The organism is Caballeronia cordobensis, from assembly GCF_001544575.2.
In the GTDB taxonomy this organism is placed as follows: domain Bacteria; phylum Pseudomonadota; class Gammaproteobacteria; order Burkholderiales; family Burkholderiaceae; genus Caballeronia; species Caballeronia cordobensis.
The window spans coordinates 254,924-270,782 of sequence record NZ_FCNY02000007.1; the positions used below are offsets into that span (position 1 = coordinate 254,924).

Genomic DNA, 15,859 nt, shown 5'->3' on the forward strand with positions numbered 1-15,859 from the left:
CTATCCTCAAAGACACGCATCATCGAATCAAGGAGAAGCACATGACCCAGCAAAAACAATCGCTCGACCAGTTGTTCGCCGAAGACCGCGCGCACTTCATGCACCCGTCCACGCACGCGCAGGATCACGCGAGCGGCGCGCTGCCCGGCAAGATCGTCACGGGCGCGAAGGGGATTCGCATCGAGGATCATCAAGGCAAAAGTTATATCGATGCATTCGCCGGGCTCTATTGCGTGAATATCGGTTATGGCCGCACCGAAGTGGCCGAGGCCATCTATGAGCAGGCGAAGAAGCTCGCGTATTACCACACCTATGTCGGGCACTCGACGGATACGATCATCGAGTTGTCCTCACGCATCATCGACTGGTCGCCCGAAGGCATGAAGAAGGTGTACTACGGCATGTCGGGGTCCGATGCGAATGAAACGCAGATCAAGATCGTCTGGTACTACAACAATGTGCTCGGCCGTCCGAACAAGAAGAAGATCATTTCGCGCGAGCGCGGCTATCACGGTTCGGGCATCGTGACGGGCAGTCTCACGGGCTTGCCGAGCTTTCACCAGAACTTCGATCTGCCCGTCGATCGCGTGAAGCATACGGTGTGTCCGCACTGGTATCGCAAAGCGCCGGCCGGCATGAGCGAAACGCAATTCACGGCATACTGCGTCGAAGAGCTGGAAAAGCTGATCGCCAGGGAAGGCGCGGATACGATCGCCGCTTTCATCGCCGAGCCGGTGATGGGCACGGGCGGCATCATCGCGCCGCCGCAAGGTTACTGGGAAGCGATTCAGGACGTGCTGCGCAAGCACGATATCCTGTTGATCTCCGATGAAGTCGTATGCGGCTTCGGACGTCTCGGCTCGAAGATGGGCGCGCAGCACTTCGGCATCAAGCCGGATCTCATCACGGTCGCGAAGGGGCTGACGAGCGCGTATGCGCCGCTGTCGGGCGTGATCGTCGGCGAAAAGGTGTGGGACGTCATCGAGAAAGGCTCGAAGGAATTCGGCCCGATGGGTCATGGCTGGACGTACTCGGGACATCCGATTTGCGCGGCCGCGGCAATCGCCAATCTCGACATCCTCGAACGCGAAAACCTCACGCAGAATGCCGCGGATGTCGGCGCTTACTTGCAGCAGCAGTTGCATACGGCATTCGATTCGCATCCGCTCGTCGGCGAAGTGCGTGGCGCGGGCATGCTCGCGGCGCTCGAATTCATGGCCGACAAGAACGCGCGCAAGCCCTTCGATGCGGCGTTGAAGGTCGGGCCGAAGGTCTCGGCGGCGGCGCTCGAACGCGGCGTGATCGCGCGCGCCATGCCGCATGGCGATATCCTCGGTTTCGCGCCGCCGCTCACGACGACGCGCGCCGAAGTGGATGAGATCGTCGGCATCGTGAAGCAGGCTGTCGATGCGGTGGCGAACGAAGTGATCGGCTCGGCGCTTGCGACGCAGGCTATCTGATTCTCGCAGCAAAAGCGGCACCACGGGCCCGCGCGCAAGCGCGGGCCTTTTCATTCGCAATGGAACTGGAATGCGCGTTGCTCATAGTTCTCCGATGACGTTCGAAAAGGAGAACCATGATGAGCGAGAGCGAACAGCAAAGGGAAAGCACCGACAAACCTTTGGGCGATGCAGGCAGCGGCGCGAGCGGCGGCGGTTCCATCGGCAATACGCCGGGGCCGGGATCGGCGACGGGCGGCGATCCGAAGCAGGGCGTGCGCCAGCCGAATGCGGGTGAAATCGAACCGGAGAACCGTCGTCTGGATCAGCATCCGCATCAGACGGCGGAAGTGCCGTATGGCTCGGGCAATGCGCCCGAAATTCCTGGAAAGGGCGGTCTGGATGCACAAAATGCCGATCAGCCCGATCCGGCGAACAAGCATACCGAACCGATCAGACGCGAATGAAATGCACTGTGACGCCAATAAAACAAAACGGCCACTCACATGGCCGTTTTGTCATTTCCGATTAACGCGTCGCAATATACATCGTTATTTCAAAGCCAAAGCGCATATCGGTGAAACTCGGGGTTTCCCACTTCATAGAGCCTCCTTGTGCATTGATTGGCCAGACGGATGCCAGGCCATTGCGCGGATCTCCTGCCAAGGGCCGTGCAAAGCCGCGCACCCCAAATCGACCCACCTTCAATCCTAGCGCAGTTAGCCGGATGCACGATTGGAAATTGCACCGGCGTTCATTTAATTTATTTATAGCGGTTGCGGGCGATTTCCCGAATCGTCAGGCGTCGTACCGAGTTTGTCAGGCGCGCTCGACGCGCAGGTCTGTCACGCCTTTTTTCGCCTGCGGGATTACCCTGTCGGCCTCTTCGGGAACGATATTGCTCAGATTATTGCCGTCCGATGCGTGCCGCTTATGGCGCGTGTGCGGGAACACGGTTTTTCAGCCATTACGTTTTCCTCTATTGAAAGCGTCGGATCGCAGGCTATCGCAAGCTTTGCGCAACGCAGCGCATGACTACAGCGCGGCGCTTATCGTCGTCGCGCGCGGTGCCAGCGAGGCGCGCGTGAGCGCTTCCAACGGCAGCGGCTTGTCGAAGAAATAGCCTTGCGCCTGCGCCGCGCCCATGTCGCGCAGCACGGCGAGCGTCGCCGCATCTTCGACGCCTTCGGCAACGAGCGTCAGATCGAGCGACTCGGCCATGCGCACGATCGCGCGAACGATCGCGCGGCTGCGCGGGCTCTCAGTCAGTTCGAGAATGAAGGACTTGTCGATCTTCAGTCCGGTGAACTGATACTGATGCACGTAGCTCAGCGACGAGAAGCCCGCGCCGAAGTCATCGAGCACGACGGACATGCCATTGTCCGCGAGCCGTTGCATCGTGCGCCGCGCGAGATCCGGCTCGGCGACGAGCGCGCCTTCGGTCAGTTCGAGGCACACGCGCGACGGCGATACGCGATAGCGCCGCAACAGCGCGAGAACGTCGTCGGCGAATTCTGGGCGCGTCATGCTGTAACTGGAGCAGTTCACATGCACGGGCGGCCAGTGCGCGAAACGCGCATTCGAAAGAATCGCGGCGACGCGTTCGAGCATATACAGATCGAGCCTGCCGATGAGTCGCAATCCTTCCACCGAAGGCAGAAATTCGGCCGGCCCCACGATATGTCCATCCGGCTGACGCCAGCGGATCAACGCTTCGAGCGCGACCACTTCACCGCTCTTCACATCGACGATCGGCTGGAAGTAGGGCAGCAGTTCGTCGTCGCGCTTGATTGCGTTGCGCAGCGCGCCTTCGCGTTCGACCTGGTCCGACACCTGGCGTCGCAGTTCCTGATTGAACACGACGAAGCTGTCGCGGCCCGCGTTTTTCACGCGATACATCGCGGTATCGGCATCGCGCAGCAGATCGGCGGGCTCGGTATGGAACTGGCTGTCCGCGCTTACGATGCCGATGCTGCACGACGAAAACACCACGTGCTCTTCGATATGAAACGGCAGATCGAACGCGGCGAGTATGCGCTTCGCGATCGACACCGCATCGCGCACCGACGCATCCGGCGACAGCACGGCGAACTCGTCGCCGCCGAGGCGCGCGAGCAGATCCGTCGAGCGCAGGCAATCGCGCAGACGCGAAGCGGCCTGCACGAGCAGCATGTCGCCGAAGTGATGCCCGAGGCTGTCGTTCACGACCTTGAAGCGGTCGAGGTCGATGAACATCACGGACAGTTCGTGGCCGCGCGTCTGATAGTCCTGCCACGCGCAGCGCAGCTTGTGCATCAGATGGCTGCGATTGGGAAGCCCCGTCAGCGAGTCGTGCGCGTTCTCGTAGAGCAGGCGCGCGTTGACGTCGTCGAGCTCCCGCGTGCGTGCCTGCACGCGCGCTTCGAGTTCGAGATTCGCGGCATGCAGCGCTTCGGCATCGCGTCGGCGCGAGAGCGCGGTATCGATATGACGCGACACGAAGGTCAGCAATTCCTGATCGCGCAATGAATAACGCACGAGCGGCGAATAGCTCTGCACGGCGAGCACGCCGCGCACGACATCGCCGTCGAAGAGCGGAATGCCGAGCCACGAGCGCAGGCGCACTTCGCTGTGCTCGATCTCGAACGCGCCTTCTTCGATGAGACGCAGCGCTTCCGAATGGTCGATGAGCCGCGCGCGCCGCTCGCGAATCACGTATTCCGTGAGACCGCGCTGGCCGCGGCGCGGCGCGGGGCGATCCTGCACGATTTCATCGACGTAATAGGGGAACGACACTTCGCCCGTTTCCGTTTCGAAGAGCGCGATGAAGAAATTGCGCGCATACAGCAGCTCGCCGACGATGCCATGCAGGCTGCGCAGGAACTCCATCATGTCGCCGGGGCGGCTCGACAATTCTGCGATCTGATAGAGCGCAGCTTGCAAATGCTCGGAACGCTCGCGCTCCGCGATGCCGTGTCGCAGCGCCGCGTTGAGCTTCGACAGTTCGGAGGTGCGCCGCGCCACCTGTTCTTCGAGATCGGCGCGGTGCAGGATACGGTCGAGCGCCATCGCCACGTGCCGCGCGACGACGAGAAAGAGCGCGCGGTCTTCCGCCGTGTAAATGCGCGAGAGATCATAGACCTGCATCGCGAGCATGCCGAACACTTCGTCGCTGGCGTTCTTGAGCGGTGCGCCCATCCAGAACTCGGGCCGATCGCCGATGCAGTAGAAACGGCCCGTGCGCTCGGCCTCGCAGATATCGCCGGCGGTGATGAAAAGCGGCTGCCCGCTCGTGAGCACCTGTCCGGTCATCGAGAGCCGCGCCGGATTCAGGAGGTCGTAGTTCTCGGCGGCCACCACGTCCGTATCGATCACGTCGACGTAATAGGGATACGTGATCCTGCCGGTCTTGCGGTCGTAGAGCGCGAGATAGAAGTTTTCCGCGTCGATGAGCGTGCCCAGGCGCTCGTGCACGCCGCGCAGAAAGTCGGCGCGCTCGGGCACCGAGCTCGCCAGATAAGCGATTTCGTACAGCACGCGCTGCGTGAGCTGAGCGCGCGCGAGGGCATCGGACTGCACGCGCTCGCCGAGCGTGCGCGCGAGTTCGGCAAGATGCGCATCGTCGCGGAGCGTGGCGGGTGCGAGCAGCCAGCCGAGCACGCACTCGCCGCGCCCGGTCGGCCAGCAATGCCAGCCGTGCGCGGCGCAGGTCTCGTCGAGCCGCTCCTCGGCGAGGCTATGCGGCCAGTCGTTGCGGCCGTCCGGCGCTTCGCCGCGCCGCTCCAGATGCAACTGCTCGCCCGCGCGATACCACGCCCACTGCTGCGGGCAGCCCGTCGCGGCGGCTTCGCGCAGCAGGGCGTCGATCGATGGCGCGGCGCAGGCGCCGCTCTTCTCGCCGCTTGCCGTTACGGTTGCGGGTTCGACCGCGGTTGCGTGGGCAACCAGCGCGTCGTACGCGGGAAACACACTCATCGGCGCTCCAGGCCATATTGCCGCCACGGCGGGCGGTTCTCATTAGCGACAGCGCTCGCACGCCGCCTGGGGCGCGCGTCTCAAGCAAACGTTCTTAACGGGGTAACGGCACGCAGCTTACAGGCTTGAGCGCGCAGGACAAAAAAACGTCGCGCGGCCGGGGCGGGCCTTCATTCCGGTCGCGCGGCGAACCGGTCGCGATACGCCTGCGGCGACACGCCGAGCGAGCGCAGAAAGCCGCGCCGCATCGTTTCCTCCGTGCCGAAGCCGCAGCGCGCGGCGACGCGCTTCACCGGCAACGCCGTATCCGCGAGCAAGCGACGGGCCGCTTCCAGACGCATGCGTTCGATCGAGCGCGCGGGCGTCGTGCCGGTTTGCGCGCGGTAATGGCGCACGAAACTGCGCTCGCTCATGCCCACGCGCGCGGCCAGCTCGCCGACCGACAGATCCGCCTCCAGATGCTCCGCGATCCACGCGTGCAGTTCGGCGAAGCGCTCGCCCGATTTTTGCAGCGAGAGCGCCGCGCTGAACTGCGCCTGACCGCCGGGGCGTTTCAGGAACACGACGAGCTGGCGGGCGACATCGAGCGCGAGCGCGCGGCCGAGATCGTCTTCGACGAGCGCAAGCGAAAGATCGATGCCCGCCGTGACGCCGGCCGACGTCCAGACGTCGCCATCGCGGATGAAGATCGGGTCGGACTCGACGCGCACCGCCGGGAAGCGCGCGGCCAGTTCGGCGCAGCGCGTCCAGTGCGTGACGGCGCGCCGCTCGTTCAGGAGGCCCGCCGCGGCGAGCAGAAACGCGCCCGTGCAAACCGACGCCGTGCGCCGCGCATGCGCCGAGCGCGCGCGCACCCAGTCGACGAGCTCGCGATTCAGCACCGCCTGATGCACGCCCCAGCCGCCCGCGACGATCAGCGTGTCGCAGGGTTCGCGCGCATAGGGCAACGCTTCGCCGACGAGCCCCAGGCCCGCCGACGCGCTCACCGTGCCGCTTTGCGCAACCACGCGCGGGCGATACGGACGCGGCAGGCCCGCGGCTGCCGCCAGATCGTTCGCGGACGCGAACACCTGCACCGGACCGGCGACGTCGAGCAACTGGACGTCGGGAAAGGCGAGCACGTCGATCATGCGCGGCGATTCGGTTTGCACGGCGGCTTTCCTCGCGAGACGTGGCGGAAAACGTGGGGTCTATGTCAATTTCGCCATAGGGTAGCGGCGTAGCATGGGTTCGTCCATTGGAAAAACCGCCTACCGAGGAGAAGACGATGACCCTGCATATTGGCCTGCTGCTGTTTCCGCGCGTCCAGCAACTCGACATGACCGGCCCGTACGACGTATTCGCGCACCTGCCCGATACGCGCGTGCATCTCGTCGCGAAAACGCGCGAGCCGCTGAAATCGAGCGCCGGCATGATCCTGACGCCCGACGCGAGCTTCGACGACTGCCCCGCGCTCGATGTGCTGTGCGTGCCGGGCGGCGCGGGCGTCGGCGATCTGATGGAGGACGAGGCGACGCTCGCGTTCCTGCGCGAGCAGGCGAAGGGCGCGCGCTACGTGACCTCCGTGTGCACCGGCTCGCTCGTGCTCGGCGCGGCGGGGCTGCTGCACGGAAAGCGCGCGACGACGCACTGGGCGTATCACGCGTTGCTCGCGAAGCTGGGCGCCATCCCGGTGCACGAGCGCGTCGTGCGCGACGGCAATCTGTTCACGGGCGGCGGGATTACCGCGGGCATCGATTTCGCGCTGACGCTTGCGGCGGAACTCGTCGGCGAACAGGAGGCGCAGGCCGTGCAGTTGCAGATGGAATACGCGCCCGCGCCGCCGTTCGATGCGGGCGATCCGAACAGCGCGCCCGTCGATGTCGTGGAGGATGTGCGCAAGCGGCTCGAATCGTCTTTCGCGGCGCGCAGTGCGATTACCACGCGCGTCGCGGAACGCCTGAAAGCGAATGCGTGATGTGAAACGCTAGAAGCGCTTCTGCATGAAATAGCGCGGCTTGCCCGCGTGAAAGTCGGCGAGCTCGCCGAACGTCTCGTAGCCGCAGCGCGCGTAGAGCGCGTGCGCCGCGGGATTGACCGTGTCGAGCCACGCCGCGCGGCAGCCGCGCTTGATCGCTTCGTTTTCGGCGGCGGCGAGCGCGCGCGTGCCGAGTCCGGCGCGGCGCGCGTCCTCGCGTATCCAGAGCCATTTCACGAAGAGCCAGTCCCACGCGGTAAAGCCCGCGAGCCCGCCGAGAAAATCGTCATCGCGATAGAGCGACACCGCGAGATCGCGCTGATGGCTCGGCCCGAGTTGCGCACGATTGAACGCCGCGAGACCGCCCGCGACGTCATGCTCGAACGTCGCGTCGATCCAGTCGGTGATCGCGAGCGTGACGTCCGCGCTCATCGTCAGACGGGCGTGGCCGGCGCGACCGATGCGCCCTCGATGCCGTACCGCGCGAGCGCATCCGCGACGAAGCCCGAGCGCTTCACGTCCTCGACGAATTCGCGCAAATATTGCGCGGCCTCGTCGCCACGCGCCTTCGGCATGCCCATCGCCTGCTGGATCACCATGAAGCGCCCGTCGAGCAGGCGCAATCCGGACGTGCGCGCGGCATCGGCTTCGAGTTGCTGCCTCACGCCGGCCGCGACTTCGATGTTCTCGCGCAGGAACGCATCGACCACCTTCTCCGACAACGCCGTGCGCACGATCTGCGCCTTTTTGATCTCGCGCGTAAGAAAGAGGTCGTACGCGCTGCCCGTGCCGACCATGATGCGGTTGCCTTCGCGATCCACGTCTTCGTTACGCGTGACCGGCGATGCATCGCGCACGAGATAACAGCCTTCGATCAGCACATAAGCGGCGCTGAATGCGATGCCTGCGCCGCGCAACGGATCGATCGCGAAGAAGCCGATATCGGCGTCTTCGTTCGTGACGGCGGCGACGGATTCCGCGGCGCGCTCGAATGAGGTGAACGAAACCGGCACGCCGAGCCGCGAGGCCAGCTCGCGGGCGAGATCGACGGATACGCCGCCGGGTTCGGCGCTGTCCGTGCGGCGCGCGAGGACGGGATTGCCAAGATTGATCGACGCGCGCAACGTGCCGGTCGGAGCGAAGGCATTCAGCAAGGAAGAGGAAAGCGTCATGGTGTGGGTCGTCGAGTGGGGAGCGAATATCCGATGCAGAATACGCGAACCGCAACCGCTCTTGCAAAGGGAACGACATGCAACGTGACCGCATCGACAGTAAAGTCTGGATCGAGCGTCTGAAGCTCGAACCGCATCCGGAGGGCGGATTCTTCCGCGAGACGTATCGCGCGAAGGGCAAGGTCACGCGTGAGCAAGAGAGCGATGTGCGTAGTGCCTCCACCGCGATTTATTTCCTGCTATGCGACGGCGCGCATTCGGCATGGCATCGCATTCGTTCCGACGAGGTCTGGCATTTCTATGCGGGCGATCCGGTCGATGTGCATGTGCTCGATGCAAACGGCGCGCTCGTCACGCATCGGCTCGGCAATGCGCTGCATCATCCGGATACCGTGTTTCAGGCGGTTGTCGAAGCGGGCGACTGGTTCGCCGCCGAGTGCCGCGAGGCGAGCGGCGCGGCGCTCGTCGGCTGCACGGTCGCGCCCGGTTTCGAATTCAGCGAGTTCGAAATGGCCACGCCCGGCATGCTCGAAGCGCGTTATCCGCAGCATCGGGAATTGATTGCGCGGCTGGGTCCGCTATCATCGCGCGCATCGTCAACTACCACGCAGGGTCAGGCATGAACGGAGCGCGCCGGGGCATTCAATCGATCGAAGTAGGCGGGGCGCTCTTGCGCGCGCTCGTGGACCACGGCGGCCCGATGCTGCTCGGCGATCTCGCGAAGAAGGCGGGCATGCCTTCGGCGAAGGCGCATCCGTATCTCGTCTCGTACGGCAATCTCGGCCTGATTCAGCAGGACCCCGCCACCGGCCGCTACGAGCTCGGGCCGTTTGCGTTGCAGATGGGCCTGATCAGCTTGCAGCGCGTCGATCCGGTGCGCCTCGCGATCGCGGAGGTGGCGAACATGACGCCGCGCATCGAGCATACGGTCGCGCTCGCGAGCGCGGGCAGCTACGGCCCGACCATCGTGCATATTCAGCAGGCAAGCGTGCCGATTCACGTGACGATGCGTACGGGCACCGTGATGTCGCTGCTGCAGACCGCAACAGGCCGCGCGTTCGCCGCCTATCTTCCGCCGATGACCGTCGATGCGCTCGTCGCGATGGAGCGTGCGGGCGCATTGCAGACCGGCGCGGAACGTCGCGATTACACGCGTGCGCAGATCGACGCGATGCTCGCCGAAGTGCGCGAGCACGGCATCGCGAGAGCGGTGGATGAACCCGTCGCCGGCATCGGTGCGATGAGTGCGCCGGTCTTCGACCACACGCGCAATATCGTGCTCGCGATCACGGCGATCGGGCCGAGCGGCTCGTTCGACGGCGCCTGGGACGGCGCTATTTCGAAGGCCTTGCGCGACTGCGCGCAACGCGTGTCGAAGATGCTCGGCTTCGTCGCATGATGCGTTAGCGAACGCATCGCGTTCAATGTTCAGATGAGACTTGCGGCAATCGCGCCGCGGCCTGCGTACGGGTAAACGCAGATTCAACAATATAAAACGGCTTGTACAATGATAAACAGATAACCGAAAGCGAAGCAATTCGCCCATCGACGATGGAGACGATCGAATGTCCGTGAACTACGCCAGTCTGCGTTTCGAATACGAGCGCGCGCCCGATCACGATGCCCCCGCATCCTCGCCTTATCCCGTGGCCGTGGTCGGCGCGGGGCCGGTCGGCCTCGCCACCGCCATCGATCTCGCGCAACAGGGCGTGCGCACGGTGCTGCTCGACAACGACGACACCGTGTCCACCGGCTCGCGTGCGATCTGCTTCGCCAAGCGCACGCTGGAGATCTTCGACCGGCTCGGCTGCGGCGACAAAATGATCGAAAAGGGCGTGAGCTGGAATGTCGGCAAGGTCTTTCTGCACGACGACCTCGTGTACACCTTCAATCTTCTGCCCGAAACGGGGCATTCGCGTCCGGCCTTCATCAATTTGCAGCAGTACTACGTCGAAGGCTTTCTCGCCGAACGCGCGATGGAGCTGGAGCAACTGCAATTGCGCTGGAAAAGCAATGTCGTCGGCGTGACGCAGCATGAGGATCACGTCGAGCTGCAGGTCGAAACGCCCGATGGCGTCTATGCGCTGAAAGCGCAATACGTCGTCGCCGCCGATGGCGCGCGCAGCCCGATGCGCCGCGCGCTCAATCTCGACAGCCAGGGCCGCACGTTCAAGGACCGCTTCCTGATCGCCGACGTGAAGATGAAAGCGCCGTTTCCGACCGAGCGCTGGTTCTGGTTCGATCCGCCGTTTCATCGCAACCAGTCGGTGCTGCTGCATCGCCAGCCCGACGATGTCTGGCGCATCGATTTCCAGCTCGGCTGGGACGCCGACCCCGTCGCGGAGAAAGCGCCCGAGCGCGTGATTCCGCGCGTCAAGGCGCTGCTCGGCGAAGACGCGGAATTCGAGCTGGAATGGGTGAGCGTCTACACGTTCTCGTGTGTGCGCATGGAAAGCTTCCGGCATGGACGCGTCATTTTCGCGGGCGATGCCGCGCACGGCGTGTCGCCGTTCGGCGCGCGCGGTGCGAATAGCGGCGTGCAGGACGCGGACAATCTCGCATGGAAGCTGAGGCTCGTCGTCAACGGCGATGCGCCGCACGCGCTGCTCGATACCTATGCGTCCGAGCGCGAATACGCCGCCGATGAAAACATCCTCAATTCCACGCGTTCCACCGATTTCATCACGCCGAAGAGCGCGGTCTCACGGCTCTTTCGCGACGCGACGCTCAAGCTCGCGAAGGACGCCGCGTTCGCGCGGCGCATCGCGAACAGCGGGCGGCTTTCGGTGCCGGCGGTGCTGCGCGACTCGGCGCTCAATACGCCCGATAGCAAGGACGATGTCTTCGACGGCGCGATGATGCCCGGCGCGCCGTGCGTCGATGCACCCGTGCGCGTCGATGACCGCGATGCGTGGCTCTTGCCGCAAACGCATGGCGGCGCGTTCACGGGCCTCTATTTCTGCGGGCTCGGCCACGGCCCCGACGCATGCGCGCAGAGCCTCGCGGGTTTGTCGAACGCTGCGCTGCCGGTGCGCAAGCTGATCGTCGTGCCGCGGGGCATGGCGTGCGCCGTGCCGGGCGTGACCGTGGTGGAGGACGTGGAAGGCATGGTCGCGCATCGCTTCGACGCGCGGCCGGGAACCTTCTATCTGCTGCGCCCCGATCAGCACGTATGCGCGCGCTGGCGCGCCTTCGATGCCGCATCGGTCACGGCCGCGGTCAAGCATGCAACCTGCAACGGATGATGAATCGTATGAAGCTCAATCTCGAACTGAATATCGCGGACCACGATGCGTTCTACGAGCGCCTAATCGACACGCACAACGGCCTCTCCGACGAAGACAGCCAGTTGCTCAACGCGAAGCTCGTGCTCTTGCTCGCGAATCACATCGGCGATAACGACGTGTTGAAAGAAGCGCTGGCGATGGCGCGTCATGGCCTCGCGGCGAGCTAATCCTTCAATGCAATGCCCACACGCTCGCAGATGAACGCGCCGATACCCGCGATGTCGTCGAGCGCGAGCGTGGGCAAGATCGTGTCGATGGCGGCGGCATCGTCGGTGGCGATGGCGATGATCTCCACGTCGGTCTTATAGAGCGGATCGCGGCCCGCCGAGGGCCGCACGACTTCGAGCCGCGGCATCGTTTCACGCGCGAAGCCTTCGACGATCACGAGGTCCGCGTGCGAGAGCCGCGCCGCCAGTTCGCTGATCGACGGCGCCGGTTCGCCATTCAATTCGCGCAGGATCGCATACCGGTACGGCGATGCGATCAGCACTTCCCCCGCGCCCGCGCGACGAAAGCGCGCACTGTCCTTGCCTGGCGGTTCGAGTTCGATCGAGTGATGACTGTGCTTGATGACGTTGACGATGAGGCATTGCGCGCGCAGCCAGGGCAACAGCGCTTCGATCAAGGTGGTCTTGCCCTGGCCCGAGCGGCCCGAGATGCCGAAGAGCGGCGGATGAGGCGAATTCATGCGAATGGTCGGCTGATTGTTCTGTTCTGGATCAGACGAGTGTAACGGGTCGATGGCGAGCGGCGGAAAATCGCGCTATCGTCGGGCATTCCCTTTGCGGCAGTTCACGCAGATTTCAAAGGAACCGACATGGCCGAAGACAATCCCAGCACCGCTCTCGCACCGCAGCAGTTTTCCATCGACGTGATGCTCGAAAAATACGCCAAGGGCGACGAGACGCGCGTGGAGGATATCTACCGCCGCGTCGCGCGCGGCGTCGCAAAGGCCGAGCCGGAAGAAGCGCGCGCGAAGATCGAAGCGGAGTTCGTCGATAACTTCAGGCGCGGCGCGCTCGGCGCGGGGCGCATCATGAGCGCGGCGGGCGCGGGCATCGACGCGACGCTCATCAACTGCTTCGTGCAGCCCGTGGGCGATGCGATCCAGGGCGTGGACAGCAATGGCTTGCCGGGCATCTACGTTGCGCTGTTGCAGGCAGCCGAGACGATGCGCCGCGGCGGCGGTGTCGGCTATAACTTTTCTGCGATCCGCCCGCGCGGCGCACGCGTGCATTCCACGGGATCGGCGGCGTCGGGGCCGTGCAGCTATATGGATGTGTTCGACGCCTCGTGCCGCACCGTCGAAAGCGCGGGCTCGCGGCGCGGCGCGCAGATGGGCATTCTCGATTGCACGCATCCCGATCTGCTCGAATTCATCGCGGCGAAGCACACCAAGGGACGCTGGAACAATTTCAACGTATCGATCGCGGTGACGGACGAATTCATGCAGGCCGTCGCCGACGATGCCGCATGGCAGCTCGTGCACAAGGCCGAGCCTTCGCCCGCGCAGCGTGCCGCCGAAGACATGCATCAGCGTGAAGACGGCATGTGGGTCTATCGCGAAGTGCAGGCGCGCGAAGTGTGGAACACGATCATGCGCTCGACCTACGATGTCGCCGAGCCGGGCGTCGTGTTCATGTCGCGCATGAACGACGACAACAACTTGCGCGCCATCGAAGCGATCCGCGCGACCAATCCATGCGGCGAACAGCCGCTGCCCGCATACGGCTGCTGCAATCTCGGCCCGCTCAATCTCACGCGCTTCGTGCGCGATCCGTTCGCGCAGATGCGCGGCGGCGCGCCTTCGTTCGACTGGGACGGCCTTGCACGCACCACGCGCACGCAGGTGCGTTTTCTCGACGACGTGCTCGACGTCACGCTCTGGCCGCTCGAAGAACAGGCGGACGAAGCGGCTGCGAAGCGGCGCATCGGCGTGGGTTTCACGGGGCTGGGCGATACGCTCGTGATGCTCGGCTTGCGCTACAACGCGCAGGAAGGCCGCGACTTCGCCACGCGCGTCGCACGCACGATGCGCGACGAAGCGTATCGCGCCTCCGTCGATCTCGCGCGCGAGCGCGGCAAGTTTCCGCGCTTCGATGCGAAGCGTTATCTCGAAGAGGGCACGTTCGCTTCGCGCCTGCCGGACGACATCCAAAGCGCGATTCGCGAGCATGGCATCCGCAATAGCCATCTTCTGTCGATCGCGCCGACGGGCACGGTAAGCCTCGCGTTCGCGGACAACGCATCGAACGGCATCGAGCCGGCGTTCTCATGGACGTATCAGCGCACGAAGCGCATGGCGGACGGTTCGCGTCAGACCTTCGCCGTCGAAGATCATGCGTACCGGCTTTATCGCGAGATGGGCGGCGATGTGAACGCGCTGCCCGATTACTTCGTGAGCGCGCTGGACATGTCCGCGCACGATCACATGGAGATGATGGCGGCGGTGCAGCCGTTCGTCGATACCTCGATCTCGAAGACCGTGAACGTGCCCGCCGATTATCCGTTCGACAAGTTTCAGGATCTCTATTTCGAAGCATGGCGGCGCGGACTCAAGGGGCTGGCCACGTACCGGCCCAACGAGACGCTGGGCGCGGTGCTCTCCGTCGCGCCGGCTGAAACGCCGAGCGATTCGCCGGACCCCGAGCTCGATCTCGATCCGCTGCGCATCGCGATCGATCATCGGCCGAGGGGCGAATTGCCTGCCATCATCGAGAAGGTCGAATATCTGACGCAGGCGGGAAAGAAGTCGCTCTATCTCGCGGTGTCGTTTATCGAAGTGACGGGGCGCATCGCGGGTGGGGACGTCACGATCGAGCGGCCCATCGAGTTCTTCATTCCGACGGGGCAGAGCGACGAATCGCAGCAGTGGATCACGGCGACGATGCGTTCGCTGTCGCTGGCCGCGCGCGGCGGGTTCGCCGCGCGCACGCTGCAGGACATGCGCAAGGTGTCGTGGGATCGCGGGCAAGTGCGGCTTGGCGACGTCGAGCGGCTCGACGGTCATCGCAGTCCGCGCTGGCACGATTCGGAAGTCGCGGCGCTAGCGTATGCGATCCAGCAGATTCTTCATCGCCGTGGCTTCCTCGATGCAGAGGGCAACCAGGTACCGTCGCGCGTGCTTGCGCGCAAGAGCGCCGATCGCGCGGCGCATGCGGTAGCTGCAGGCGACGAAGGCGAAGATGTTTCCGAGGGTGTCGCGCAAGGCGAAATCGATCCTCATGGCCTTCCCCAAATGCACGGCCGCAAATGCGCGACGTGCGGTGCGAATGCCGTCATCCGCAAGGATGGCTGCGACTTCTGCACGTCGTGCGGTGAAATCGGCGCGTGCGGTTGAATGAAAAAAGGCGCGGATTCAGCATCCGCGCCTTCGTTCAATGTTTCGAATCGCTTTCCTGTTTAGCGTCCTGCATCGTATCCGCTGCGTGCGGCACGAAGGGACGCCATACCGGCGTCGTCGAAGGGAGTTCGTCGAGAAGCGAGAATTGATCGAGTGATGTGTTATCGAACATGATGACCTCTTGATGCCTGAATCACGGCGCGATCAGCGCGCCGTCACGTTGCCGGTTGCCGAGCCGTTTGCGTACTCGACGATTTCACGATTGCGTGCTTCCGCTTGCGCCGCATCGCGAGCGCGTTGCTCGCTTTGCGCGGCGATGGCGTCGCCCCACATGCTGCGTTCCGGGTAGCTATTGCGGTTCAACGCGGGCAGCGAACCATTCGAAAAGGCGGCCACCAGTTCCGCGCGCACTTGTGCGCGGCTCTTCGGCGTATCGCCCGCATTGGCTTGCGTCTGCGTTTGAACCTGATAATTGCCTGCGCGGCCAATGCCCTGTCCGCCTTCCGCGAAGGCGGTGGTCGTGACGACGGCCGAGATGGCGGCGAGAGAGAACCCCGTGATGAGCTGCTTCATGCTTGCGACTCCTTCGTTCCGATGCGGCGTGCGGGCAAATGCGGATTGCAATTCGCGTTAAGCACGCTGCGGTAGGAGCGAATGTAGTCTCGCGCCACATGCGGATAAATGCCGTATCCGCGAAAAGATTTATT

General features: G+C 64.2%; 17 protein-coding genes. 8 read left to right on the forward strand and 9 right to left on the reverse strand.

All coding sequences use genetic code 11. The features are described from left to right. Nucleotides 1–41: 41 nt before the first annotated feature. Both AWB70_RS15675 and AWB70_RS15680 read left to right on the forward strand, forming a co-directional pair. On the forward strand, nt 42–1,460 hold the full coding sequence (locus tag AWB70_RS15675) for an aspartate aminotransferase family protein (protein ID WP_053569126.1): 1,419 nt from the start codon (nt 42–44) through the stop codon (nt 1,458–1,460). 119 nt (nt 1,461–1,579) lie between these two features. After that, nucleotides 1,580–1,906 carry a hypothetical protein gene (locus AWB70_RS15680; RefSeq protein ID WP_235024263.1) on the forward strand — a complete coding sequence of 109 codons (327 nt, stop codon included), beginning with the start codon at nt 1,580–1,582 and terminating at the stop codon, nt 1,904–1,906. Nucleotides 1,907–1,967: 61 nt separating this feature from the next. On the opposite strand, the gene pqqA is transcribed toward AWB70_RS15680, so the two are convergent. From pqqA to AWB70_RS15695, 4 genes are all read right to left on the reverse strand, one after another. Beyond that, nucleotides 1,968–2,042 carry a pyrroloquinoline quinone precursor peptide PqqA gene (gene pqqA, locus AWB70_RS39530; RefSeq protein ID WP_008353049.1) on the reverse strand — a complete coding sequence of 25 codons (75 nt, stop codon included), beginning with the start codon at nt 2,040–2,042 and terminating at the stop codon, nt 1,968–1,970. Between the two features lie 216 nt (nt 2,043–2,258). After that, entirely contained in the window at nt 2,259–2,393 is a 135-nt protein-coding gene (locus AWB70_RS39535; protein ID WP_268760565.1) for a hypothetical protein, read from the reverse strand. Nucleotides 2,394–2,474: 81 nt separating this feature from the next. Continuing rightward, entirely contained in the window at nt 2,475–5,393 is a 2,919-nt protein-coding gene (locus AWB70_RS15690; RefSeq protein ID WP_053569127.1) for a sensor domain-containing phosphodiesterase, read from the reverse strand. 170 nt (nt 5,394–5,563) lie between these two features. Next, entirely contained in the window at nt 5,564–6,523 is a 960-nt protein-coding gene (locus AWB70_RS15695) for a GlxA family transcriptional regulator (protein ID WP_063177200.1), read from the reverse strand. A gap of 137 nt (nt 6,524–6,660) precedes the next feature. Between AWB70_RS15695 and AWB70_RS15700 the strand changes: the two genes are divergently transcribed. Further along, nucleotides 6,661–7,350 carry a DJ-1/PfpI family protein gene (locus AWB70_RS15700; RefSeq protein ID WP_053569128.1) on the forward strand — a complete coding sequence of 230 codons (690 nt, stop codon included), beginning with the start codon at nt 6,661–6,663 and terminating at the stop codon, nt 7,348–7,350. A gap of 9 nt (nt 7,351–7,359) precedes the next feature. On the opposite strand, the gene AWB70_RS15705 is transcribed toward AWB70_RS15700, so the two are convergent. Together AWB70_RS15705 and AWB70_RS15710 are read right to left on the reverse strand one after the other, a co-directional pair. Next, on the reverse strand, nt 7,360–7,782 hold the full coding sequence (locus AWB70_RS15705; RefSeq protein WP_053569129.1) for a GNAT family N-acetyltransferase: 423 nt from the start codon (nt 7,780–7,782) through the stop codon (nt 7,360–7,362). Nucleotides 7,783–7,784: 2 nt separating this feature from the next. Next, on the reverse strand, nt 7,785–8,522 hold the full coding sequence (locus AWB70_RS15710; protein WP_053569130.1) for an ABC transporter substrate-binding protein: 738 nt from the start codon (nt 8,520–8,522) through the stop codon (nt 7,785–7,787). 77 nt (nt 8,523–8,599) lie between these two features. On the opposite strand from AWB70_RS15710, the gene AWB70_RS15715 reads away from it, so the two are divergent. The 4 genes from AWB70_RS15715 to AWB70_RS15730 all read left to right on the forward strand — a co-directional run bounded on the left by AWB70_RS15715 (nt 8,600) and on the right by AWB70_RS15730 (nt 11,976). Next, the gene (locus tag AWB70_RS15715; protein WP_053569131.1) at nt 8,600–9,145 is read left to right on the forward strand and encodes a cupin domain-containing protein; all 546 of its coding nucleotides are present in this window, start codon (nt 8,600–8,602) and stop codon (nt 9,143–9,145) included. Next, nucleotides 9,142–9,921, forward strand: coding sequence for an IclR family transcriptional regulator (locus tag AWB70_RS15720; RefSeq protein WP_041731567.1), 780 nt, complete (start codon nt 9,142–9,144; stop codon nt 9,919–9,921). Before AWB70_RS15715 ends, AWB70_RS15720 begins: the two co-directional genes overlap by 4 nt. Nucleotides 9,922–10,087: 166 nt before the next feature. Further along, complete coding sequence (locus tag AWB70_RS15725) at nt 10,088–11,767, forward strand: FAD-dependent oxidoreductase (RefSeq protein ID WP_053569132.1); 1,680 nt, start codon at nt 10,088–10,090, stop codon at nt 11,765–11,767. After that, a complete protein-coding gene (locus AWB70_RS15730) occupies nt 11,767–11,976 on the forward strand; it encodes a DUF2783 domain-containing protein (protein ID WP_014250631.1) in 210 nt (69 codons plus the stop codon). Before AWB70_RS15725 ends, AWB70_RS15730 begins: the two co-directional genes overlap by 1 nt. Here the strand turns inward: AWB70_RS15730 and mobB are convergent. Beyond that, on the reverse strand, nt 11,973–12,497 hold the full coding sequence (mobB, locus tag AWB70_RS15735) for a molybdopterin-guanine dinucleotide biosynthesis protein B (protein WP_053569133.1): 525 nt from the start codon (nt 12,495–12,497) through the stop codon (nt 11,973–11,975). The genes AWB70_RS15730 and mobB overlap by 4 nt on opposite strands. 129 nt (nt 12,498–12,626) lie before the next feature. Here mobB and AWB70_RS15740 point away from each other — a divergent pair, with 129 nt between their 5' ends. Further along, on the forward strand, nt 12,627–15,149 hold the full coding sequence (locus AWB70_RS15740; RefSeq protein ID WP_053569134.1) for an adenosylcobalamin-dependent ribonucleoside-diphosphate reductase: 2,523 nt from the start codon (nt 12,627–12,629) through the stop codon (nt 15,147–15,149). A 37-nt stretch (nt 15,150–15,186) separates the two neighbouring features. On the opposite strand, the gene AWB70_RS39025 is transcribed toward AWB70_RS15740, so the two are convergent. Together AWB70_RS39025 and AWB70_RS15745 are read right to left on the reverse strand one after the other, a co-directional pair. Further along, complete coding sequence (locus AWB70_RS39025; RefSeq protein ID WP_175582504.1) at nt 15,187–15,324, reverse strand: hypothetical protein; 138 nt, start codon at nt 15,322–15,324, stop codon at nt 15,187–15,189. Between the two features lie 32 nt (nt 15,325–15,356). After that, nucleotides 15,357–15,725: a DUF4148 domain-containing protein gene (locus AWB70_RS15745; RefSeq protein WP_053569135.1), complete on the reverse strand. Its 369-nt coding sequence runs from the start codon at nt 15,723–15,725 to the stop codon at nt 15,357–15,359. Nucleotides 15,726–15,859 lie beyond the last annotated feature (134 nt).